The sequence below is a fragment of the Bradyrhizobium sp. 2TAF24 genome (genome assembly GCF_052115025.1).
In the GTDB taxonomy this organism is placed as follows: domain Bacteria; phylum Pseudomonadota; class Alphaproteobacteria; order Rhizobiales; family Xanthobacteraceae; genus Bradyrhizobium_A.
The window spans coordinates 25,007-46,940 of sequence record NZ_JBFRFW010000029.1 but is presented as its reverse complement, the minus strand read 5'-3'; the positions used below and the strand labels follow the sequence as shown (position 1 = coordinate 46,940).

The following is a 21,934-nucleotide window of genomic DNA, read 5'->3' as shown; positions in this document are numbered from 1 at the left end:
GCTTCCGAAGCTGGATGCGCGGGTCAAGCCCGCGCATGACGCCGAAGAGGAGCGGCCTATATCTTCTTGCCGACCATCGCGAGCTGCTTCGTCACATGGCGGCGGATGCCGTCGACCGACATGTCCACGAACGCCTTGACCCGCAGCGGCAGCATCTTGCGGGTGGGATAGAGCACGCCGAGCGTCACCGGCTGCGGCGGCGCGTCCGGCAGCACCTGCACCAGGCGGCCGCTGGCGATGTGCTCGGCGACTTCGAACAGCGGCATCATGATGATGCCCTGGCCGGCGAGGGCCCATTCGATCAGCACGTCGCAGTCGTCGGCGTCGAGCTGGCCGGACACCGGCAGCGTGGTCGGCTCGTGGTCGACCATCAGCGTCCAGCGGAACTGCTGCGAGCCCGGGAAGCGCAGCAGCAGGCAGCTGTGGCGCAGCAGCTCGGATGCCGCCTGCGGCGCGCCGTGCTGGTCGAGATAGGCCGGCGAGGCGCACAGCACCCGCTCGATATCGGCGATCTTGCGCAGCGTGAAGGTGGAATCGCGCAACTGGGCGAGGCGGATGGCGACGTCGACCGACTCCTGCACGAGGTCGAGCAGGTGGTCGGACAGCCGCAGGTGGATGTCGGTCTCGGTATGCTCCCCGCGATAGCGCGCCGCCAGTTCGCAGATCACCCGCCGTCCGAGGCCGAGCGGCGCGGTGACCTTCAGCGTGCCGCGCGGCGTCGCGCCGGCCTCGGTGACGCTGACCTCCGCCCGCTCCACCGATTCGATGATGTCGAGGCAGCGCTCATAGAACACCCGGCCGGCCTCGGTCAGGTTCATGCGGCGGGTGGTGCGGCTGACCAGGCGGCAGTTGAGGTGGGTCTCCAGGGCCTGGATGCGGTAGCTGATCACCGAAGGCGACATGCGCAGACTGCGTCCCGCGGCCGAAAAGCTCCCGGATTCGGCCGCCCGCATGAAAATCCTGACGTTTTCCAGCGAGATCATGGGACCTCCGATTTGTCGAATGTTTCGAAAGATATTCCCGAAATCCGTGGATGCGCAATGGAATTGGCCCGATTAGTGTATCGGGACCGGGAGTGGACGATCGGGAGACGGCGATGATTCCGTATATTCTGGAGTGGGGAAGCCTGTTGCTGCGCTGGCTGCATGTGATCGCGGCCATGGCGTGGATCGGCTCGTCGTTCTTCTTCATGCATCTCGACGCCAGCCTGCGGGCGGCCGCGGACATCCCGGCCGGCAAGGGCGGCGTCGGCTGGCAGGTGCACGGCGGCGGCTTCTACGAGATGCGCAAGTATCTGGTCGCCCCGGATTTCATGCCGGAGGAGCTGACCTGGCATAAGTGGCAGGCCTACACCACCTGGATCTCCGGCTTCTTCCTGCTGGTCTGGATCTACTACGCCCAGGCGAGCCTCTATCTCGTCAACCCGGATGTGCTCCCGCTCACCGGCCTGCAGGCCTCTGCCGTCGGCATCGGCGCGCTCGCGGCTGGCTGGGTGATCTATGACCAGCTCTGCAAGTCATCGCTCGGCAAGAACGAGACCGTGCTCGGTCTGATCGGCCTCGTGATCATCGTTGCGGCGAGTTACGGATTCACCCTGGTGTTCAGTGGCCGCGGCACGCTGATCCATGTCGGCGCGCTGATGGCCACCTGGATGGCCGGCAACGTGTTCATGATCATCATCCCCAACCAGCGCAAGGTGGTGGCCTCCCTGATGGCTGGCGAGGCCCCCGATCCCGCGCTCGGCAAGCAGGCCAAGCAGCGCTCGACCCACAACAACTACCTGACGCTGCCGGCCGTGCTGCTGATGCTGTCGAACCACTATCCGGTGCTCTACGCCAACCCGGCCGTGATTCCGCCGATCGTGTTCCTGATCACCATTTCCGGCGCGTTGCTCCGCCACTTCTACAACGTTCGGCACTCCGACCACGACAAGTCGCCGTGGTGGGTGTGGGCCGTCGTCGCCGTGGCGCTGTGGTTCACATTCTGGATCGCCATGGCGTCGTCGCCGACCGGCCGGGCGCAGCTCGGGATCGCCGAGGCGCCGGCCGCCGTATCCACGGCATCCGCGCAGCCGCAGCAGCCGCCGGCGAAGGTGGTCGAGATCGTCACCTCGCGCTGCGCCATGTGCCATGCCGCCGAGCCGGTGTGGGACGGCATCCAGATCGCGCCGAAGGCGGTGCTGCTGGATACGCCGGCGCACATCGCCCGCCAGGCCGACGCGATCAAGCTGCAGGCGGTGGTCAGCCGCGCCATGCCGCCGAACAACATCACCGAGATGACCACGGACGAGCGCCTTGCGCTCGCCGACTGGCTGCGCAGCGCCACCAATTGAGCGGAGGAGCAATGTCTGATCCTGCCAAGACGCTATCGGCGGTCGAGACCCTCGGCGCCCGGGTCATGGCGCGGCTCGAGGCGCTTGCCGCCCTGACCGACGAGCCCGGCGCGCTGACGCGGCTCTATCTCTCGCCGGCGCATCGCCGCGCCGCGGACACCCTTGTCGGCTGGTTCGGCGAGTTCGGCGTTGCCGCCGCCATCGACGCCATCGGCAATGTCGTGGCGCGCTATGACGGCGAGACGCCGGATGCGCCGACGCTGACCATCGGCTCGCACATCGATACCGTGCGCAATGCCGGCAAGTATGACGGCAATCTCGGCGTCGTCGCCGGCCTCGTTGCCGTGGAGGAGTTGGCGCGGCGCGGCGAGCGGCTGCCGTTCGCCATCGAGATCGTCGCATTCGGTGACGAGGAGGGGGTACGCTTTCCGGTCACGCTGTCGGGGTCGCGGGCGCTGGTTGGTGCGTTCGACCCATTGAGCCTCGATGCCCGCGACCAGGACGGCGTGTCGCTGCGCGAGGCGCTGGTGGCGTTCGGCTGCGATCCCGCAGGAATCGCAGCGATCGCCCGCAAGCCGGAGGACGTGCTCGGCTTCCTGGAAGTGCATATCGAGCAGGGGCCGGTGCTCGAGGCCGAGAATCTGCCGGTCGGAATCGTCACCGCGATCAACGGGGCGACCCGGCTTGCCGTGACGATGCGCGGCGTCGCCGGCCATGCCGGTACCGTGCCGATGGCGCTGCGCCGCGATGCGCTGGCATGTGCCGCGGCGGGCCTTGTCGCGATCGAGGATCTGGCGCGGGGGCAGGCCGATCTCGTGGCCACCGTCGGGCGGATCGAGGCGAAGCCCGGCGCCGTCAATGTCATTCCCGGCGAAGTGCGCTTCACCATCGACGTGCGCTCGCCCGACGACGTGCAACGCAAGGCTGCTGTTGCGCAGATCCGCGAGCGCCTGAGCGCGATCGCATCGGAGCGCGGCATCACGCTGGACATCGCCACCACCCACGAGGCGGGCGCCTGCGCCTGCGATCCGGCGATCATCGCCCAGGTTGAGGACGCAGTTGTGCGTCAGGGCGTGCGGCCGTTGCGGCTGCCATCCGGTGCCGGCCACGACACCATGGCCTTCGCCGCGCTCTGTCCGGTCGGCATGCTGTTTGTACGCTGCGCCGGCGGCATCAGCCACAACCCGCTCGAGCAGATCACCGCCGCGGACGCCGATGTCGCGATGCGGGTGCTGCTCGACGCCATTCGTCATTTCCGACCCGTGCGGGCCGTCTGAACCGATTGCTGGAGACCCTGACATGACTGTTTCGATCGATGGCCTGACGCTGACCGGCGATCAGGTGCTGCGCGTCGCCCGTCCGACCGATGGCCGCTTTGCCTCTGCCGCGCTCGATGCCGCGGCGCGCGCCAAGGTGGTCGCGGCGCGTGCCTACATCGACGCCAACTTCATGCGCGACGACGCGCCGCTGATGTACTCGTTCAACACCGGCGTCGGCCTGTTCAAGGACCAGCGCGTGATGATGGCCGAGATGGCCGAGTACCAGCGCAAGACCGTATATGCCCATGCCACCGGCATCGGCGAACCGTTCGCCGAAGACGTGACGCGCGCCACCATGCTGCTGCGCGCCAACGCCTTTGCGTCGAACTATTCCGGTCCGCGCATCGAGGTGGTGGACCGTCTGCTCGCCTGCCTCAATGCCGGGCTGCACCCGGTGATTCCGCAGAAGGGCTCGGTCGGCGCCTCCGGCGACCTCGCGCCGCTCGCGCACATGTCCGGTGCGATCTGCGGCTTCGACGAGGCCGAAATGATCTACAAGGGCCGCCGCATGCCGGCCCGCGAGGCGTTGCGCGAAGCGGGGCTCGATGTCGACTTCCCGCTGTCCGCCAAGGATGCCTCGGCGCTGATCAACGGCTCGACCGTGTCGCTGGCGCTCGCGGTGCTGGCGATCGAGGATGCCAAACGCATTCTCAAGCATGCCGACATCGCCATGACGCTGTCGCTGGAGTGCATGCGCGGCGAGCTCGCGGCGTTCGATCCGCGCGTCCATGCTGCGCGCCCGCACGAAGGGCAGGCGGCGAGCGCACGCAACATCCGCCGTATCGTCGAAGGCTCGCAGCGCTGCTCGGAAGAAGCGCGCGTAACGATCTATCCCGACGAGAACCGCGCGCCGGGCAAGCCGCCGGCGCCGCGGGTGCAGGACGTCTATTCGCTGCGCTGCACGCCGCAGGTGCATGGCCCGATGCGGGACGCGCTCGGCTATGTCGGCAAGGTCATCGGCACCGAGATCAACTCGGCGACCGACAACCCCCTGATCTTCGACGACGGCGAGGGCGGCTACACGTGCATCTCCGGCGGCCATTTCCATGGCCAGTACGTCGCCCAGGTGATGGACCTCTTGGCGATCGCCACCACCGATCTCGGCTCGATCAGCGAGCGCCGCCTCGCGCGGCTGATCGATCCGACCATGAGCTACGGCCTGCCGCGCAACCTGCTCGCCGGCAAGCGCGGTCTCAACACCGGCTACGCCACCGTACAGTGCTCGATGTCGGCGCTGGTGATGGAGAACCGCACGCTGTCGACGCCGGGCTCGGTGGATTCGATCCCCGGCAAGTCCAACGCCGAGGACCATGTCTCGAACTCGACCTGGTGCGGCCGCAAGGCGCGCACGGTGGTCGAGAATGTCGAGCAGATCGTCGCCTGCGAGATCCTGATGGCCGGGCAGGCGCTGTCGCTGGTCGAGGAACATGGCAAGGACCATCCGATCGGCAAGGGCAGCCGCGCCGCGCTCGAAGCGCTGCGCAGCGTGGTCAAGCCGGCGCTGTCGGGCGATCGCTGGTACCATCACGAGATGATCGATGCCCTGGCGCTGGTGCGCTCGGGCGCCATCGTGGAGGCTGTCGAAGCCGCCGTCGGTCCGCTCGAATAGCCGGCGTGCCTGCGGCGGAGCGCATCTCCGCCGCAGCTTTGCTCATGTGAAACGCCCGTCGCCCGACAGGATCGCGCCATGCCCCGGACTTTGCTCCTCAAGAACGCCGACCTGCTGGTGACCATGGACGACGCCCGTCGCGAGATTGCCGGCGGCGGGGTCTATGTCGCTGACAACGCCATCGTCGCGGTGGGGGCCTCTGCCGAACTGCCGCAGGTGGCCGATGAGGTGATCGACCTCGCGGGCCATGTGCTGTTGCCGGGGCTCGTCAACACCCACCATCACATGTACCAGAGCCTGACGCGGGCGGTGCCGGCGGCGCAGGACGCCGAGCTGTTCGGCTGGCTGAAGGCGCTCTATCCGATCTGGGCCGGCCTGACGCCGGAGATGGTGCATGTCTCGACGCAGACGGCGATGGCCGAGCTGATCCTGTCGGGCTGCACGACGTCGAGCGATCATCTCTACATCTATCCGAACGGTTGCCGGCTCGACGATTCCATCGCCGCGGCGGAGGCGATCGGCATGCGCTTCCATGCCGCGCGCGGCTCCATGAGCGTCGGCGAGAGCAAGGGCGGCCTGCCGCCGGACCGGGTGGTGGAAGAGGAGGCGGCGATCCTCAGGGATAGCCAGCGTCTGATCGAGACCTTCCATGATGGCGGCCGCTTTGCGATGCGGCGCGTCGTGGTGGCGCCGTGCTCGCCGTTCTCGGTCAGCCGCGACCTGATGCGCGAGGCCGCACAGCTCGCCCGCAGTTATAAAGTGTCGCTGCATACGCATCTGGCGGAGAATGACAACGACGTCGCCTACAGCCGCGAGGTGTTCGGCATGACACCGGCAGACTATGCCGAGGATCTCGGCTGGGTCGGCCGCGATGTCTGGCATGCCCATTGCGTCAAGCTCGACGAGGCCGGCATCAAGCTGTTCGGGCGCACCGGCACCGGTGTCGCCCATTGCCCGTGCTCCAACATGCGGCTTGCCTCCGGCATCGCGCCGATCGGGCGCATGCGCTGCGAGGGCGTGCCGGTGGGGCTCGGTGTCGACGGCTGTGCGTCCAACGATGCCGGACATCTGCTCGGCGAGGCGCGCCAGGCGATGCTGCTGGCCCGTGTCGGTCACGGCCCGGCGGCGATGTCGGCGCGGCAGGCGCTGGAGATCGCGACACGCGGCGGCGCTGAAGTGCTCAACCGCGACGATATTGGTGCGCTGGCGCCGGGGATGGCCGCCGACATGGTGGCCTTCGACCTGCGCACCCTCGGCTTCGCCGGTGCGCGCCATGATCCGCTGGCGGCGCTGGTATTCTGCGCGCCGGCGCAGGTTGCGCTCAGCGTCATCAACGGACGTGTCGTCGTGCGCGACGGACATCTCCTGACGGTCGATTTGCCGGTTCTGGTCGAGCGGCACAATGCGCTGGCGCGGCAACTGGCGAACGGCGAAACGGCCTGAGCCCGGCGGCGATGATCTCGGACAGAGTTCCATCCTGAATACCGTCTCATGCTGAGCAACGCGTCGGCACATGTGCCGCGCCGCATTCCACGAACACGTCCCGGCCCATTTTCGTAATTTTTCTGGAAGTGCTTCCTGCCGCGGCTGGCTTCCGCTTGGCGGCGACGTCGTCGATCATCCAGCCTATAAAATCATAACTGGAGGAATCGTCGTGCTAGCGACCATCGATGGCGCTCAGAAGGAGCGTCCAGAAGACGTGCGGCTCGGGCTCGGATCCAATCTCGCCTTCGGCTTTCAGCACGTGCTGACCATGTATGGCGGCATCGTCGCCGTGCCGTTGATCGTCGGTCAGGCAGCGGGCCTGCCGCCCGCGGAGATCGGCCTCTTGATTACCGCCTCACTGTTCGCCGGCGGCCTTGCCACCATTCTACAGACCATGGGTATACCGTTCTTCGGTTGCCGCTTGCCGCTGGTGCAGGGGGTGTCTTTTGCCGGTGTCGCGACCATGGTGGCGATCGTCACCAGCCGCGACGGCGGCGGTCTGCCGGCGGTGCTCGGCGCCGTGATGGCGGCGGCGTTCGCGGGACTTCTGGTGACCCCGGTGTTCTCGCGGATCATCCGTTTCTTCCCACCGCTGGTCACCGGCATCGTCATCACCACCATCGGGCTCACGCTGATGCCGGTCGCGGCGCGCTGGGCGATGGGCGGCAATCCCAAGGCCGCGGATTTTGGCAGCATGGGTAATGTCGGCCTCGCCGCAGTCACGCTGGTCACCGTGCTGCTGCTCAGCAAGCTCGGCAGTGCCGCGATCTCGCGGCTGTCGATCCTGCTCGCCATGGCGATCGGCACCGCGATTGCTGTTGTACTCGGCATGGCGGACTTCTCGAAAGTCGCCACCGGACCGTTCGTGGCGCTGCCGAGCATCTTTCATTTCGGCTGGCCGACCTTCAATGTCGCGGCCATCGTGTCGATGGCCATCGTGATCATCGTGACCTTGGTCGAAACGTCGGCTGATATTCTCGCGGTCGGCGAAATCATCGGCACCAAGGTCGATTCGCGCCGTCTCGGCGACGGTCTGCGCGCCGACATGCTGTCCAGCACCATCGCGCCGGTGTTCGGCTCGTTCACCCAGAGCGCGTTCGCGCAGAACGTCGGCCTGCTGGCCGTCACCGGCGTGACCAGCCGCTTCGTCGTCGCGACAGGCGGTCTGATCCTGGTGACCCTCGGCGTGCTGCCGGTGATGGGACGGGTCGTCGCCGCGGTGCCGCCGTCGGTGCTCGGCGGCGCCGGCATCGTGCTGTTCGGCACGGTGGCGGCGAGCGGCATCCGCTCGCTGTCCAAGGTGGACTACACCAACAACATGAACCTGATCATCGTCGCGACCTCGATCGGCTTCGGCATTATCCCGATCGCCGCGCCGCAGTTCTACGAACATTTCCCGGCGTGGTTCGCCACCATTTTCCACTCGGGCATCAGTTCTGCGGCGATCATGGCGATCGTGCTGAACCTGCTGTTCAATCATCTGCGGGTGGGCAATTCGGACCAGCAGTCGGTGTTCGTTGCCGGCACGGAGCGCATCATCCGCTACCAGGACATCGCCGTGCTGCATGACGGCGACTATTTCCTGAACGGCAAGCTCTACGACCAGAACGGCAACGAGGTGCCGGTGATGGCGCACGCGCACTAGCATCCGCGTTCGTGTTGTCGACCGGGTGGCGCCCGCCACCCGGTGTTACCGCTTCCGAGGCGACGCCGGGGGCATCCACCGGCGTCGCACGGGTGCGACATCATGTCAGCACGTCCGCATGTGCTGATGGCCTGATGAGCCAGCTGCCTGTGCATTCGGCGCATTGGCCCGCGAATGCGCGGCGGCAGCGCCCTTCGATGCATAATCCTCATCATCTCTTGAAGCGTGCGCATTTGACGTTGTCAGGAGCCGCTTGTGATCTGCTCGAGCCGTGCGAACCGCCGAATCGGTGGCAGGGCGAAGGTGGCAAGCGTGATGCGCAACGGCGCCCGCGCGATGAGGGGCGAGAGCGGCGGATCGCGGCTTTCGAGCGGACCGACGATCATGACAATGGCACAGGAAATGGTGGGGCAGCGCAAGGTCGCTGGAGGACGCAGGCCTGTCCCCGGACCGCTGCGGCGCTGGCGGGCGGCTGCGATCGCCGGCTGCTCAGCGCTGGCGCTGGGATGCGGTGGCACGGAACGGGCGGCGGCGCAGAGCGTGGTCGCGACCGGCGATGTCTCTCCGTTTCCAGCCTCGTCCCCCGTATGGACGATTCCTGAAAGCAGGCTCTCCGTCGGCGACTTTGATGTTGGCCAATTGACCATTATCGGCGGTGGTCAGGTCTTCGACCGAGACGGCTATGTCGGCTTCTATCAAGGGGCGGAGGGCACCGTTACTGTGACGGGAAAGGGATCTTCCTGGACCAACACCGGCACGCTGCTGGTTGGCGTTCTCGGCAACGGCCGGCTGATCGTTGCCGACGGTGCGACGGTCAGCAGTGTCACGAGTGCGGAATTGGGCGTCTATGGTGGTGACAGCTCGGTGATTGTGACCGGAGGCGGTTCGAAACTGATCACCTCCGGCATTCTCCTCATTGCCGATGGGGCGGACGCCCACAGCGAGCTGATCGCCAGGAATGGCGGCGCTGTATTCAGCGCGGCGGCTTCCATTGGTGACAATGGAGTCGGCGCCATGACTGTCACCGGCGTGGGGTCGACATGGACCAACAGCGGTGACGTGAGTCTTGGAAGAGGCATCAGCGGGACGCTGACCATCGCGGACAAGGCAAAAGTGTCCATCGGCTCCGGAAGCGGCACGCTGACGCTGGGCGGCGGCGGTGTCCTGACCATCGGCGCCGCGCCAGGATCGGCTCCGGTCGCGGCCGGCTTTCTCGATGCGGGGCGGGTCGTCCTCGCCGCGGGCTCAGCCGCGATCAACTTCAACCATACCGACAGCGCTTATGGTTTCGCGCCGCAGCTCGCGGGTAACGGCAATATCGCCCAGCTGGCCGGCACGACCGTTCTGACCGCAGACAGCTCTGGCTTCACCGGCACCACCGCCGTGTCCGGCGGTAAACTGGTGGTCAACGGTGCGCTCGGCGGCTCGTTGCGCATGGCTGCGGGCAGCGTGATCGGTGGCAGCGGTACCATTCCCGGGCTTGCCGTGGTCGCGGGCGGTGTGGTCGCGCCGGGCAATTCGATCGGCACCTTGACGGTCGCCGGCAACATCGGCTTCGCATCGGGCTCGGTCTACCAGGTCGAGATCGATCCGGCTGGGCGAAGCGACCGCTTGCAGGTCAACGGCAATGCGACGCTTGCCGGCGGTACGGTGCAGGTGGCCAAGGCCGCGGGCGTGTATCTGCCCGGGATGCGCTACACCATCGTCAATGCAACAGGCGGGGTGGCCGGCACGTTCGCCGGCCTCACGCTGGACGGGGCGTTGCCGTTCGTGTCGTTCGGGCTCGGCTATGACGCCAACAATGTCTATCTGGATATCGCGCGCAGCCGCGTCTCGTTCGCCTCCGTCGCAACCACCCGCAACCAGGTGGCGGTGGGAGGCGCGCTCGATACGCCGGGGCTCGGAGGTGCGCTCTCCGGCGCATTGGTGCAGCAGAGCATTGTCGGCGCCCGCGCCGCGTTCGATCAACTGTCCGGCGAGCTCCATGCCTCGATGCGAGGTGTGCTGGTGGATGACAGCCGCTTCGTGCGCGACGCCGCGATCAACCGCCTGCGGGCGTCGTTCGGCGCCGTCGGCGCCGACCGCTCGCCGGTGATGGCCTATGCCGCCGGCGGGTTGGTCGAGGCCGCGCCGACCACCGACCGCGTCGCGGTCTGGACCCATGGTTTCGGCGCCTGGGGGCATGGTGACGGCGATGGCAATGCCGCGCGCTTCGACCGCTCGACTGGCGGCGTGCTGTTCGGCGCCGACACGGCCGTGCTCGACACCTGGCGTGTCGGTATCGAGGCCGGTTACAGCCGTACCGACTTTAACTTGCGCGACCGTCTGTCGTCGGGCAGCAGCGACAACTACCATGTCGGCGTCTTCGGCGGCACGCGCTTCGGCGCGTTCGGCGTCCGGTCCGGTGCAGCCTACACCTGGCACGATCTTGCAACCACGCGTACGGTCGGCTTCAACGGCTTCGCCGACAGCCTGAAGGGATATGACAAGGCCGGCACGGCGCAGGTGTTCGGTGAGGTCGGCTATGGCATCGATCTCGGCCGCACTGTGTTCGGCGCGGCGAGCATCGAGCCATTCGCCAACATCGCCTATGCCGCGCTCTCGGCCCGCGGCTTCACCGAGCAGGGTGGTGCGGCCGCGCTCTCCGGCCTGTCCGGCACCACCGGCGTCACCTTCGCGACGGTCGGCGTGCGTGCGGCGAACCACGTCACGCTGGGATCGGCCGATGCGGTGGTCAAAGGTTCGCTCGGCTGGCGTCACGCGGAAGGCGACACCACGCCGGTGGCGCGTCTTGCCTTTGCCGGCAGCAGTGCGTTCGGGGTGGCGGGACTGCCGGTCGCCAGGGAAGCGGCGGTGGTCGAGGCCGGTTTCGACGTTGCGCTCAACAGGTGGATGTCGCTCGGGGTGACCTATGGCGGCCAGTTCAGTGCAAACGCCTCCGATCAGAGCGTCAGGGGAACGTTCGGCGTCCGGTTCTGACGCGCGGCGCGCGGAGCGGGCAGCAACTCAGGCGGGGCATGGCCGAGCCCCGCCTTCCGGGGTCTGCGTGTCGGAGCGCCTCAGGCGCCCTTTTCGCACTTCTTCATGAAGCTGGTCTTCGCCGCGCCATGCAGCGGCTTGCCGTCCGAGCCGACCGCCTTGGTCGAGCAGGCATCGGCCATGCACTTCTTCATGAACGACGTCTTCGCCGCGCCCGAGAGCGCCTTGCCGTCCTTGCCGACGGCCTTGGTTTCACAGGCATCCTGGGCGAGGGCCGTGCCCATCGCCAGCATCGACACCACCGCAGCCACAACGATCCGTTTCATCGCACGCCTCCTTTGCCAACAGATCGCGCGAGTTTGACCTCGAAACGCTCGCAGGATCAACGCCCTAGGCCGCCTTTTCGCGACGCGGCCGCACCGCGATGCGGCGGAAAATCGAAATAAAATGGCGTATATGGCTGAAATATAAAGAATATTTTTCGCATTCGTGGGCGTATCGAAAATCCTGTTCTCGCCATTTTGCGATTGATCGGCAGGACGCGCGTGCCATATGTGCGCCGGATAAACTGCGATCATCCGGACGAATCTCGACCGGAGCCGCCGGCCGCCACCCAGTCGGCCGCCACCATGCTGAAGGACGCTGCGCTCGTGCCCACTCCCCAGATCCCGTCTCCGCAATTGTCGCTGGCCAAGGACAAGATCCGGGTCCTGCTGCTCGAGGGCGTCAACGACAGCGCCGTCGACCTGGTCACCGGCGCGGGCTACAGCAACGTCACTCGCCTGCCCAAGGCGCTCGATGGCGCCGCACTGAAGGAGGCGCTGCATGGCGTGCATCTGCTCGGCATCCGCTCGCGCACCCAGATCACGCCGCAGGTGCTGGAGGCCGCCGACCGCCTGATCGCGATCGGCTGCTTCAGCGTCGGCACCAACCAGGTCGATCTCAACGCCGCGCGCCAGCATGGCATTCCGGTGTTCAACGCACCGTTCTCCAACACCCGCAGCGTGGCGGAGCTGGTGATCGGCGAGATCGTGATGCTGCTGCGCCGGGTCATCGGGCGTTCCAACGGCGCCCATGAGGGGCGGTGGGACAAATCCGCCAGCAACAGCCACGAAGTTCGCGGCAAGACGCTGGGCATCATCGGCTACGGCAACATCGGCTCGCAACTCTCCAACCTCGCCGAGGCGATGGGCATGCGGGTGATCTATTACGATCACACCGACAAGCTGCGCCATGGCAACACCGAGCCGATCGCGAGCCTGCAGGAGCTGCTGGCGCAGAGCGATATCGTCACGCTGCATGTGCCGGAGACGCCGGCGACCCAGGGCATGATCGGCCGCGACGAGATCCGGGCGATGAGGCAGGGCGCCTACTTCATCAACAACAGCCGCGGCACAGTGGTCGATCTCGACGCGCTGGCGGAAGCGTTGCGCGACGGCCATCTGCGCGGAGCCGCGGTCGACGTGTTCCCGGTCGAGCCCGGCGCCAACGGCGAGCGTTTCGTCACGCCGCTGCAGGGCCTCGATAACGTCATTCTCACGCCGCACATCGGCGGCTCGACCGAGGAGGCGCAGGAGCGGATCGGTGCCGAGGTCGCGCGCAAGCTGATCGACTACAGCGACACCGGCTCGACCGTGGGGGCGGTCAACTTCCCGCAGGTGCAGTTGCCGGCGCGGCCGCAGGGGACACGCTTCATCCAGGTGCAGCGCAACCTGCCGGGCATGCTCGGACGGCTCAACGATGTGCTGGCGCGCAGCTCGGTCAACATCGCCGCGCAGTACTACGAGACCTACAGTGACGTCGGCTATGTGGTGCTGGACGCTGACGCGTCCGCCGCCGATACCCAGCAGGTGCTGGCGGATATCCGCGCGCTCGAAGGCACGATCCGTGCGCGGTTGCTGTACGAGTACAAGAACTGATTCATGCAGGCCTAAAAAGCGCCGGGGGCAAAGTCCCCCGGCGCTTTGCGTTTGGCAACAACCGCCGCCGCGTTCAGTGCGGCGTCAGCAGATGGTCGAGCCGGATCGGGAAGTGGCGGGGCCGTATCCCGGTGGCGTGCCACACCGCGTTCGCGACCGCGCCGGCACTGCCGGTGATGCCGATCTCGCCGACGCCCTTGATGCCGAGCGCATTGACATGCGGGTCGTGCTCATCGACCGTCAAGACGTCGAGCGCGGGGACGTCGGCATTCACCGGCACATGATATTCGCCGAGGTTGGCGTTGAGCGTGCGACCGCTGCGCCGATCCATGATGGCTTCTTCATGCAGCGCGAACGACACGCCCCAGATCATGCCGCCGAGCAGCTGGCTGCGCACCATGCGCGGGTTGATGATCCGTCCGGCGGCGAACGCCCCGACCATGCGGGTGACACGGATCTGGCCGAGATCCGGATCGACCTTGACCTCGGCGAATACGGCGCCGTGGGCATGCATGGCATAGGCCGATTGCGCCGCCGGATCGGCGGCGCCGCTGCCGCTGGCCTCCACCTCGGCGACGCCGGCGCGATCGAGGATCTCGCCATAGCTTTCGCTGCGGGTCTCGTCGTCACGGCGGAACAGGCGGCCGTTGCGCGCGACCACGCCGGCATTGCCGGCGCCGAACAGCGGCGAGCGCCGGTCTTCGGTTGCGAGCGTGGCGAGCCTGGCGATCACGGCCGCGCCGGCATTGTGGATCGCCATGCCGGCGGTGGCGGTGTGGGCCGAGCCGCCGGCGATGCCGGCGTCCGGCAGGTCGGAGGTGCCGGCCTTGAACGTGACGGCGTCGACGTCCAGGCCGAGTGCGTCGCCGGCGATCTGGGCGAGCGCGGTCCAGGCGCCCTGGCCCATGTCATGGGCGCCGGTCTCCATTAAGCCGGAGCCGTCGCGCCGCACCACCGCGCGCGCTTGCGCAGCGAACATCAGCGCCGGGAAGGTCGCCGTGCCCATGCCCCAGCCGAGGAGGAAGCCGTTGTCGTCGCGCATCTGCCGTGGCGCCAGCGGCCGCGTCGACCAGCCGAAACGCTCGGCGCCCTGCGCATAGCAGGCGCGCAGCGCTTTCGAGGAGAACGGTTTGCCGGTCATCGGCTCGACCTCGGCGTAGTTGCGCAGCCGAAAGGCGAGCGGATCCAGGCCGCAGGCATGGGCCGCTTCGTCGATCGCGCACTCCAGCGCCAGCGAGCCGGTGGCTTCGCCCGGCGCGCGCATGAACAGCGGCGTGCCGGTGTCGACACGCACCGCGTCATGGGAGGTGGCGATCGCCGGACTGGCATAGAGCGAGTGCGAGGCGTTGGCCGCAGGCTCGTAGAAGTCGTCGAAGGCGCTGGATGCGACGCGGGCGTGATGGTCGATCGCGGTCAGCACGCCGTCGGCGGCGACGCCAAGGCGCAGCCGCTGGCGGCTGGCTGAACGATGGCCGACCGGGCCGTACATCTGGTCGCGCCGCAGCACCAGCTTGACCGGCCGGCCGACCAGCTTTGCAGCCAGGATGCCGAGAATCTGCGGCCCCGATATCAGGCCCTTGGAGCCGAAGCCGCCGCCGAGGAACGGGCTGCGGATGTGGATCTTGTCCGGTGCGAGGCCGAGCAGGCCGGCGAGCCGGCCCTGTGCGATGGCAAGGCCCTGGGTCGGGGTGTCGATCGACAGCGTGTCGCCGTGCCAGGCCGCGACGATGGCATGGGGCTCCATGGCATTGTGGTACTGAAGCGGCGTCTCGTAGCTTGCTTCGATATGGTGTGCGCCGCTGCGGAGCGCCGCTTCCACGTCGCCATGCCGCTCGACCGCCGGACTGCCGACGCCGACGGCCGGTGGCGTAAACACCTCGCCGGCATCGAGGCCGATGCGCGGCGGTACGACTTCGTAGCGCGGCGCGAGCAGCGCAGCCCCCTCGGTCGCGGCCTCCAGGCTGTCGGCGACCACGACCGCGATCGGCTGCTGGGCATAGCGCACCTCGTCGTTCTGCAGCAGGTCGAGGCGGAACATGAACGGATGGGTCTTGGCGTCCGGATCGTCGGCGAGCTGCGGCCGGTTGGCTGTCGTCATCACCTCGATGACGCCGGCATGAGCTTTCGCTGCCGCGACGTCGAGGAACGCGACGCGGCCGCGGGCGATGCTGCTGGTCGCCAGCACGGCATAGAGCAGGCCAGGCGGATGGTTGTCGGCGGCGTAGCGGGCCTGGCCGGTGACTTTCAGCACGCCGTCGCGGCGTGTCAGCGGCTGGCCGATGTTCGAGCCCTGCCGCAGATGGGCGGGGTCGCGGGTGAGGCTGATGTCAGAGGACATGAACGGCTCCGGTGGCGGAGGAGAACGGCGAGGCGGGCAGCGCGGGAACGCGGTCCGGCGTCCCGGCGGCGGCGAGGCTCAGCGCACGCACGATGATGCGCTGCGCCAGTTCGATCTTGAAGGCGTTGTCGCCGGACGGTGTCGCGCCGACGAGCGCCGCCTGCGCTGCACGCTCATAGGCCGTTCGCGATGGCGTTGCGCCGGCGAGGGCAGCTTCCGCCTCGCGCGCCCGCCACGGCTTTGCGGCGACGCCGCCCAGCGCCAGCCGTGCAGCGGTGATCTTGCCGTCGGCGATGGTCAGCGCGGCCGCCGCCGAGACGACGGCGAAAGCGTAGGACGTGCGCTCGCGCACTTTCAGGTAACGTTCGTGCGCTGCGAACGTCCGCGCCGTAGCCGGCAGCCGCACGGCGACGATCAGGTCGCCCGGCGCCAGCGCACTGTCCTGCTCCGGTGTGGCGCCGGGCAGGCGGTGCAGCGTCTCCAGCGCTACCTCGCGCCGTCCATTGCGCCCTTCGATCTCGACGACGGCGTCGAGCGCGGCGAGCGGGACGCAGAAGTCGGACGGGTGGGTAGCGATGCAGTGCTCGCTCCAGCCGAGCACGGCATGCAGGCGGTTGTCGCCGTCGCGGGCGTCGCAGCCTGTGCCGGGCGTGCGCTTGTTGCAGGCGCTGGCGACGTCGTAGAAGTAAGCGCAGCGCGTTTGCTGCAGCAGGTTGCCGCCGACGGTGGCCGCGTTGCGCAGTTGCGCGGAAGCGCCTGACAGCAGCGCCTCAGCGATCGCCGGAAAGTCGCGGGCAAAATCCCGGTCGTGCGCGAGGTCGGCGTTGCGCACCAGTGCGCCGATGCGCACGCCACCGTCGGGCAGCGTGTCGATGCGGTCGAGACCCGGCAGGCGGCAAATGTCGACGAGCCGCGTCGGCTGCGCGATGCGGCCTTTCATCAGGTCGAGCAGGTTGGTGCCCCCAGCGAGATAAGCCGCGCCGGGCGCACTGGCCGCGGCGATGGCATCGGCGATGGTTGCGGGGCGAATGTAATCGAACGCGTTCATGCTGCGCGCTCCTCGCTGGCGGTGGCCTCGGAGCGGGCGGTTGCGCGCTGCGCGTCGATCACGGCATCGGTGATGCCGGCATAGGCGCCGCAGCGGCACAGGTTGCCGCTCATCGCTTCGCGGATGCGCTCGGGATCGTCGCCGGTCTGGGCTTCACGGATCAGGCCGATCGCGCTCATGATCTGGCCGGGCGTGCAGAAGCCGCACTGGAAGCCGTCATGGGCGATAAAGGCGGCCTGCACCGGATGCAGCGTGTCGCCATGCGCGACGCCCTCGATGGTCAGCACCTCGGCGCCGTCGAGGCTCGCGGCGAGGGTGAGGCAGGAATTGATGCGACGGCCATCGACCAGCACGGTGCAGGCGCCGCACTGGCCGCGGTCGCACCCCTTCTTGGTTCCGGTGAGGTGCAGGCGTTCGCGAAGGAGGTCGAGCAGCGTCACGCGCGGGTCGTCCAGCGCGACATCACGCCGCTCACCGTTGACGGTGAGACGGATCAAGAGATTCATGTGGTGTTCCGATCGATGCTATGGTCAGCAGAATCGTCAGGGCGCGTCGCCGCACGGCAACGCACCGGGCGGCGGATCGTTCATCGCACGCGGGACCGCCCAGGATTTGGCAGTGGGCGTATCCGATGGTGGGTGTATTATACGGAGGGATCCTCCGTTTTTCAAGTGGGGTCGGGCAGGAACGCCGGCAGTGACATGACAGGCCAGTCCACCGAGAGCTCCCGCAAGCCGCGCGCCGATGCGCTCCGCAACCGCGAGCGCGTGCTCGAGGCCGCGAAAGCCGTGTTCAGCGCCGGCGGCGCCGACGCCAGCCTCGAGGCGGTGGCGCGCCATGCCGGAGTGGGGATCGGCACGCTCTACCGGCATTTTCCGACCCGCGAGGCATTGTATGAAGCGGTTTACCGGCGCGAGGTGGATCAGCTCGGTGAACTCGCCGAGCAATTGAAGGAGGCGGCGTCTCCGGTCGAGGCCCTGCGCCAATGGCTGCACTCCAATGTCGCTTTCGTCGCCACCAAGAAGGGCATGTCTGCCGCGCTCCAGCTGGCGGCTCAGGGGTCCTCGGAACTCGCCGTGTTCTCGTTCAAGCGTCTGACCAAGGCCGTCGGGGTGCTGCTGGCGCGGGCGGTCGCGGCCGGCGAGATCCGCGACGATATCGGGCCGGAGGATCTGCTGCGCGCGCTCATCGGCATGTGCTACCTGCATGACCAGCCGGGCTGGCAGGCGAGCGTGCTGCGGCTGCTCGACGTGTTCGTCGACGGCCTGCGGGTGCGGCCTGCGATGGCGGGGGAAGCCGGGCCGCGCAAGACTGCAGCCCGCAAGACCGCAGCCCGTAAGCCGGCGCCGCGCAAACCGGCGCGATAGCGAGGCTGTCATCTGCTCGGGCGGCAGCCGGCGCGCCGCTCAGTTGGCGGCCTGAGGCTCAAGGTGGTGGCAGGCGACGGCATGGCCCGGCGCTGCATCGCGCAGCGTCGGCGAGACCCTCCTGCAGAGTTCGGTCGCGAGCGGGCAACGGGACTGGAAGCGGCAGCCTTCTGTCCGGGCCGATGGGCCGAGAACGCCGCCAAGCGGTGCGGCATAGCGCCGGCGTGCCGGGTCGGGCACTGCGTCCATCAGCGCGCGGGTATAGGGATGGCGCGGCTGCTCCCAGAGCTGGCGGTGCGAGCCGGCTTCGACAATGCGGCCGAGATACATCACCAGCACCCGGTCGGCGAAATAGCGCACCACCGACAGGTCGTGGGAGATGAACAGCAGCGACAGGTTCAATTCGCGCTTGAGGCCGGCGAGCAGGTTGAGGATCTGCGCCTGGATCGACAGATCGAGCGCGGACACCGGCTCGTCGCAGATCACGAGCTCCGGCCGCAGGATCAGCGCGCGGGCGATGCCGAGACGCTGCCGCTGGCCGCCGGAGAATTCGTGCGGGTAGCGCGACACGGCCGAGGACGGCAGGCCGACGCGGTCGAGCATGTCGGCGACACGGTAGCGGCGTTCGTCACGCCGGCCGATGCCGTGGACCTTGAGCGGCGTCGCCAGGATGTCGCCGACGGTGTGACGCGGGTTGAGCGAGGCGAACGGGTCCTGGAACACCATCTGCAGGCGGCGGCGCTGGCTGCGCAGTGCGTGGCCGGACAGTCCGCGCAGCTCTGCGCCATCGAAGGTGATCCGTCCCGAGGCCGGCTCGACCAGACGCAGGATGCTCTTGCCGAGGCTCGACTTGCCACAGCCGGAGGTCAGAGACCGACAGCAGCGGCATGGACGGCTCCTTCCTGAAGAGTAACGGGGCAGGCGACCTGCCGGTCCGGCGACAGCGCGATGATGTCAGGCACTTGGCTGCGGCAGGCGGGGCGGCTGATGGGGCAGCGCGGTGCGAACGGACATCCCGGCTGGCCGAGCGCGGAGGCGATGCTGCCGGGAATTTCGGGCAGCGGCGCCAGGCGGTAGTGCTGGTCGGCACTGAGCCGCGGCGCGGCCGCCAGAAGCCCGCGGGTGTAGGGATGGCGCGGATCGGCGAACAGCGGCGCCGGCAGCGCCTCCTCGACCTTGCGGCCGGCATACATCACCACCACGCGGTCGGCCCACTGGCCGACGATGCCGAGGTCATGGGTGATCAGCAACAATCCCAGCGACAGCTCGCGCCGCAGCCGGTCGAGCAGGTCGAGCACCTGCGCCTGGATGGTGACGTCGAGGGCGGTGGTCGGCTCGTCGGCGATCAGCAGCTTGGGTTCACAGGCCACCGCAATCGCGATCATCACGCGCTGGCGCATGCCGCCGGACAGCTGGTGCGGGTGATCGTCGTAGCGCCGGCCGGGATCGGGGATGCGCACGAGGTCGAGCAGCTCGATGGCGCGCAGGCGTGCCTGCCGCGCCGACAGGCCGCGATGCAGCCGCAACGCCTCGCTGATCTGACGGCCGATGGTCAGCACCGGATTGAGCGACGTCATCGGCTCCTGGAAGATCATGGCGATGTCGCGCCCGCGATGCTGCCGCATCGCCCGGTCGGACAGGCCAGCGAGATCCTGGCCGTCGAGCCGGATCGATCCCGAGGCGACGCGCGCCGCCCGTGGCAGAAGGCGCATCAGCGCGAGGGCGGTCAGCGACTTGCCGGAGCCGGACTCGCCGACGAGGGCGACGGTCTCGCCGCGTCCGACGGAAAAGCTCAAATTGCGCACCGGCGTGCTGTCCGGAAAGCCGATCGAAAGGTCGCGGACCTGCAGGAGTTCGTCGGTCATCACGCATCCTTGCTGAAACGGGGATTGAGCGCGTCATTGAGCCCGTCGCCGATCAGGTTCAGCGCCAGCACGGTGATGACGATGACAAGTCCGGGCAGAGCGGTGAGATACCACGCGGTGCGCAGCAGCTCCCGCCCGGCACCGATCATGCTGCCCCAGCTCACGACATTGGGATCGCCGAGGCCGAGAAACGACAGCGCCGATTCCATCAGGATGGCGGACGCGACCATCACCGAGGTGGTGACGATGATCGGCGGCAGCGCGTTGGGCAGGATCTCGCGGAAGATGATGCGTGTATGGCCATAGCCGAGGCTGCGTGCCGCCATCACGAACTCCTTCTCCCGCAGCGAGCGGAATTCGGCGCGGACCAGGCGGGCGATGGTCGGCCAGGTGATCAGCCCGATCGCCCAGGTGATGGTGGCGATGGATGGCTGTGCGATCGCGATCAGCACCACCAGCAGGATGAAGCTCGGAATGGTCTGGAACAGTTCGATCAGCCGCACCAGCGCATCGTCGGTGCGCCCGCCCACATAGCCGGCGGTCGAGCCGACGAGGATGCCGAGCGTCAGGCCGATGATGGTGGCGGTGATGCCCACCAGCAGTGACACCCGCGCGCCATGCAGCAGCCCGGCGGCGATGTCGCGGCCGAGCGAGTCAGTGCCGAGCGGATAGGCCGCGTTCTGCCCGGGCCACAGCAGCGGCCGCGCCACCATTGCCAGGGGATCGTCGGGATAGAGCAGTGGCGCGGCGAGTGCCGCAGTGACGATGGCGAGCAGGATGAGGGTTCCGGTCAGCGCGGTGGGGCTGCGCAGGAAGCGCGACAGCGCCCGCGGCGCGTAAGTGCCGATTTCGGCCGCGACGATCAGGGTGTCGGCGGCATGGACGTTCGGCCAGCCCGGCTGCTGGTCGGTGGACGGTGCGGCGGGCTGGGGCGGGTGTGACACCAGGGGTGGTGCCGCCGGAATTTCGATCAGCTCGCGGTCGGCTTCGAGGGAGGTCATCAGCGCACCTCGATCCGCGGGTCGAGCCAGGCCTGGATGAGGTCGACGGCCGCGTTGATCACGATCACCAGCAGGGACGACAGCAGGAGGATGCCGAGCAGCACGCTGAAGTCGCGGCTCATCACGGCTTCGAAGGCGAGGCGGCCGAGGCCGGGCCAGCTATAGACCGTTTCCACCACCACAGCGCCGCCGAGCAGGCCGCCGAAATGCAGGCCGGCAAAGGTGGTGATCGGCAAGAGCGCATTGCGCAGGATATGGCGCACGGTGATGGTCAGCGGCGGCAGGCCCTTGGCCGCCGCGGTGCGCACATAGTCCTGGGTGTTGGCCTCGAGCATCGCGGCGCGGGTGAGGCGGGCATAGATCGCGACATAGAACAGCGCGAGCGAGGTCGCCGGCAGGATCATGTAGCGCAGCCGGTCGAGCACCGCATCGAGGCCATGGAGACCGGCGCCGATGGTTTCGGCCCCGCCGCTCGGCAGCCAGCCGAGCTTGACCGAGAACAGCACGATCAGCATCAGGCCGATCCAGAAGCCCGGGATCGAGTAGAACAGGATGGCGACCACGGAAATGATGCGGTCCGGCCAGCGGCCGGCGAACGACGACATGATGACGCCGAGCACGATGCCGAGCGCGATGGCCATGATGAGGGCGGTCAGCATCAGGATCAGCGTGCCGGGAAGGCGCTGGCCGATGATCTGCGCGACGGGCAAATTGTAGCGCGGCGAGAAGCCCAGGCTGAAATGGGCGAGATGTTCGAGATAGGCGAGCAACTGCACCAGCGCCGGCTGATCGAGCCCGAAGCGGGCTTTCAGCGCCGCCACGGTTTCCGCCGTTGCGGAACCGGACTCGCCCGCAAGGACGTCGGCGGCATCCCCGGGGGCGAGCTGCAGCAGCAGGAAGTTGAGCACGACGATTCCGAGAATGGTCGGGATCGCCTGCAGCGCGGTGCGGCGAAAAGTCTTCGCAAGACGTCCGGCGTTCGACATGATTATTCCTGGGATGCAGTGCGCGTCAGCATAAATGACTT

At 67.9% G+C, this 21,934-nt stretch carries 18 protein-coding genes; 8 read left to right on the top strand and 10 right to left on the bottom strand.

What is annotated here, in order from left to right:
- Positions 1-56: 56 nt before the first annotated feature.
- On the bottom strand, positions 57-983 hold the full coding sequence (locus AB4Z37_RS30330) for a LysR family transcriptional regulator (RefSeq protein ID WP_441520439.1): 927 nt from the start codon (positions 981-983) through the stop codon (positions 57-59).
- A gap of 113 nt (positions 984-1,096) precedes the next feature.
- Here AB4Z37_RS30330 and AB4Z37_RS30325 point away from each other — a divergent pair, with 113 nt between their 5' ends.
- From AB4Z37_RS30325 to AB4Z37_RS30305, 5 genes are all read left to right on the top strand, one after another.
- Positions 1,097-2,332 carry a urate hydroxylase PuuD gene (locus tag AB4Z37_RS30325; protein WP_441520438.1) on the top strand — a complete coding sequence of 412 codons (1,236 nt, stop codon included), beginning with the start codon at positions 1,097-1,099 and terminating at the stop codon, positions 2,330-2,332.
- 11 nt (positions 2,333-2,343) lie between these two features.
- Positions 2,344-3,609, top strand: a complete 1,266-nt coding sequence (locus tag AB4Z37_RS30320) for an allantoate amidohydrolase (RefSeq protein WP_441520437.1) — start codon at positions 2,344-2,346, stop codon at positions 3,607-3,609.
- A 22-nt stretch (positions 3,610-3,631) separates the two neighbouring features.
- Positions 3,632-5,260 (top strand): HAL/PAL/TAL family ammonia-lyase, encoded by a 1,629-nt coding sequence (locus AB4Z37_RS30315; protein ID WP_441520436.1) that lies wholly within the window; start codon positions 3,632-3,634, stop codon positions 5,258-5,260.
- A gap of 78 nt (positions 5,261-5,338) precedes the next feature.
- Complete coding sequence (locus AB4Z37_RS30310; RefSeq protein ID WP_441520435.1) at positions 5,339-6,703, top strand: 8-oxoguanine deaminase; 1,365 nt, start codon at positions 5,339-5,341, stop codon at positions 6,701-6,703.
- A gap of 211 nt (positions 6,704-6,914) precedes the next feature.
- Positions 6,915-8,390, top strand: a complete 1,476-nt coding sequence (locus tag AB4Z37_RS30305) for a nucleobase:cation symporter-2 family protein (protein WP_441520434.1) — start codon at positions 6,915-6,917, stop codon at positions 8,388-8,390.
- Between the two features lie 242 nt (positions 8,391-8,632).
- On the opposite strand, the gene AB4Z37_RS30300 is transcribed toward AB4Z37_RS30305, so the two are convergent.
- Positions 8,633-8,776 (bottom strand): hypothetical protein, encoded by a 144-nt coding sequence (locus AB4Z37_RS30300; protein WP_441520433.1) that lies wholly within the window; start codon positions 8,774-8,776, stop codon positions 8,633-8,635.
- A 253-nt stretch (positions 8,777-9,029) separates the two neighbouring features.
- On the opposite strand from AB4Z37_RS30300, the gene AB4Z37_RS30295 reads away from it, so the two are divergent.
- Positions 9,030-11,369 carry an autotransporter outer membrane beta-barrel domain-containing protein gene (locus AB4Z37_RS30295; RefSeq protein WP_441520432.1) on the top strand — a complete coding sequence of 780 codons (2,340 nt, stop codon included), beginning with the start codon at positions 9,030-9,032 and terminating at the stop codon, positions 11,367-11,369.
- Positions 11,370-11,449: 80 nt separating this feature from the next.
- Here AB4Z37_RS30295 and AB4Z37_RS30290 read toward each other — a convergent pair whose 3' ends face one another.
- Complete coding sequence (locus tag AB4Z37_RS30290; protein WP_441520431.1) at positions 11,450-11,695, bottom strand: hypothetical protein; 246 nt, start codon at positions 11,693-11,695, stop codon at positions 11,450-11,452.
- Positions 11,696-11,998: 303 nt separating this feature from the next.
- Here AB4Z37_RS30290 and serA point away from each other — a divergent pair, with 303 nt between their 5' ends.
- Positions 11,999-13,288, top strand: coding sequence for a phosphoglycerate dehydrogenase (serA, locus tag AB4Z37_RS30285; protein ID WP_441520430.1), 1,290 nt, complete (start codon positions 11,999-12,001; stop codon positions 13,286-13,288).
- A gap of 73 nt (positions 13,289-13,361) precedes the next feature.
- Here serA and AB4Z37_RS30280 read toward each other — a convergent pair whose 3' ends face one another.
- The 3 genes from AB4Z37_RS30280 to AB4Z37_RS30270 are packed head-to-tail and all read right to left on the bottom strand — an operon-like array spanning position 13,362 to position 17,180.
- Positions 13,362-15,626 (bottom strand): xanthine dehydrogenase family protein molybdopterin-binding subunit, encoded by a 2,265-nt coding sequence (locus AB4Z37_RS30280; protein WP_441520429.1) that lies wholly within the window; start codon positions 15,624-15,626, stop codon positions 13,362-13,364.
- Positions 15,616-16,674 carry an FAD binding domain-containing protein gene (locus tag AB4Z37_RS30275; RefSeq protein WP_441520428.1) on the bottom strand — a complete coding sequence of 353 codons (1,059 nt, stop codon included), beginning with the start codon at positions 16,672-16,674 and terminating at the stop codon, positions 15,616-15,618. The genes AB4Z37_RS30280 and AB4Z37_RS30275 overlap by 11 nt, the downstream gene beginning before the upstream one ends.
- The gene (locus AB4Z37_RS30270; RefSeq protein WP_441520427.1) at positions 16,671-17,180 is read right to left on the bottom strand and encodes a (2Fe-2S)-binding protein; all 510 of its coding nucleotides are present in this window, start codon (positions 17,178-17,180) and stop codon (positions 16,671-16,673) included. The genes AB4Z37_RS30275 and AB4Z37_RS30270 overlap by 4 nt, the downstream gene beginning before the upstream one ends.
- A 195-nt stretch (positions 17,181-17,375) precedes the next feature.
- Here AB4Z37_RS30270 and AB4Z37_RS30265 point away from each other — a divergent pair, with 195 nt between their 5' ends.
- Entirely contained in the window at positions 17,376-18,041 is a 666-nt protein-coding gene (locus AB4Z37_RS30265) for a TetR/AcrR family transcriptional regulator (RefSeq protein WP_441520426.1), read from the top strand.
- Positions 18,042-18,080: 39 nt separating this feature from the next.
- On the opposite strand, the gene AB4Z37_RS30260 is transcribed toward AB4Z37_RS30265, so the two are convergent.
- The 4 genes from AB4Z37_RS30260 to AB4Z37_RS30245 are packed head-to-tail and all read right to left on the bottom strand — an operon-like array spanning position 18,081 to position 21,893.
- Positions 18,081-18,962 carry an ABC transporter ATP-binding protein gene (locus tag AB4Z37_RS30260; RefSeq protein ID WP_441520446.1) on the bottom strand — a complete coding sequence of 294 codons (882 nt, stop codon included), beginning with the start codon at positions 18,960-18,962 and terminating at the stop codon, positions 18,081-18,083.
- A complete protein-coding gene (locus tag AB4Z37_RS30255) occupies positions 18,908-19,906 on the bottom strand; it encodes an ABC transporter ATP-binding protein (RefSeq protein ID WP_441520425.1) in 999 nt (332 codons plus the stop codon). Before AB4Z37_RS30255 ends, AB4Z37_RS30260 begins: the two co-directional genes overlap by 55 nt.
- The gene (locus AB4Z37_RS30250; RefSeq protein WP_441520424.1) at positions 19,906-20,907 is read right to left on the bottom strand and encodes an ABC transporter permease; all 1,002 of its coding nucleotides are present in this window, start codon (positions 20,905-20,907) and stop codon (positions 19,906-19,908) included. The genes AB4Z37_RS30255 and AB4Z37_RS30250 overlap by 1 nt, the downstream gene beginning before the upstream one ends.
- Positions 20,907-21,893 (bottom strand): ABC transporter permease, encoded by a 987-nt coding sequence (locus tag AB4Z37_RS30245; RefSeq protein WP_441520423.1) that lies wholly within the window; start codon positions 21,891-21,893, stop codon positions 20,907-20,909. The genes AB4Z37_RS30250 and AB4Z37_RS30245 overlap by 1 nt, the downstream gene beginning before the upstream one ends.
- Positions 21,894-21,934 lie beyond the last annotated feature (41 nt).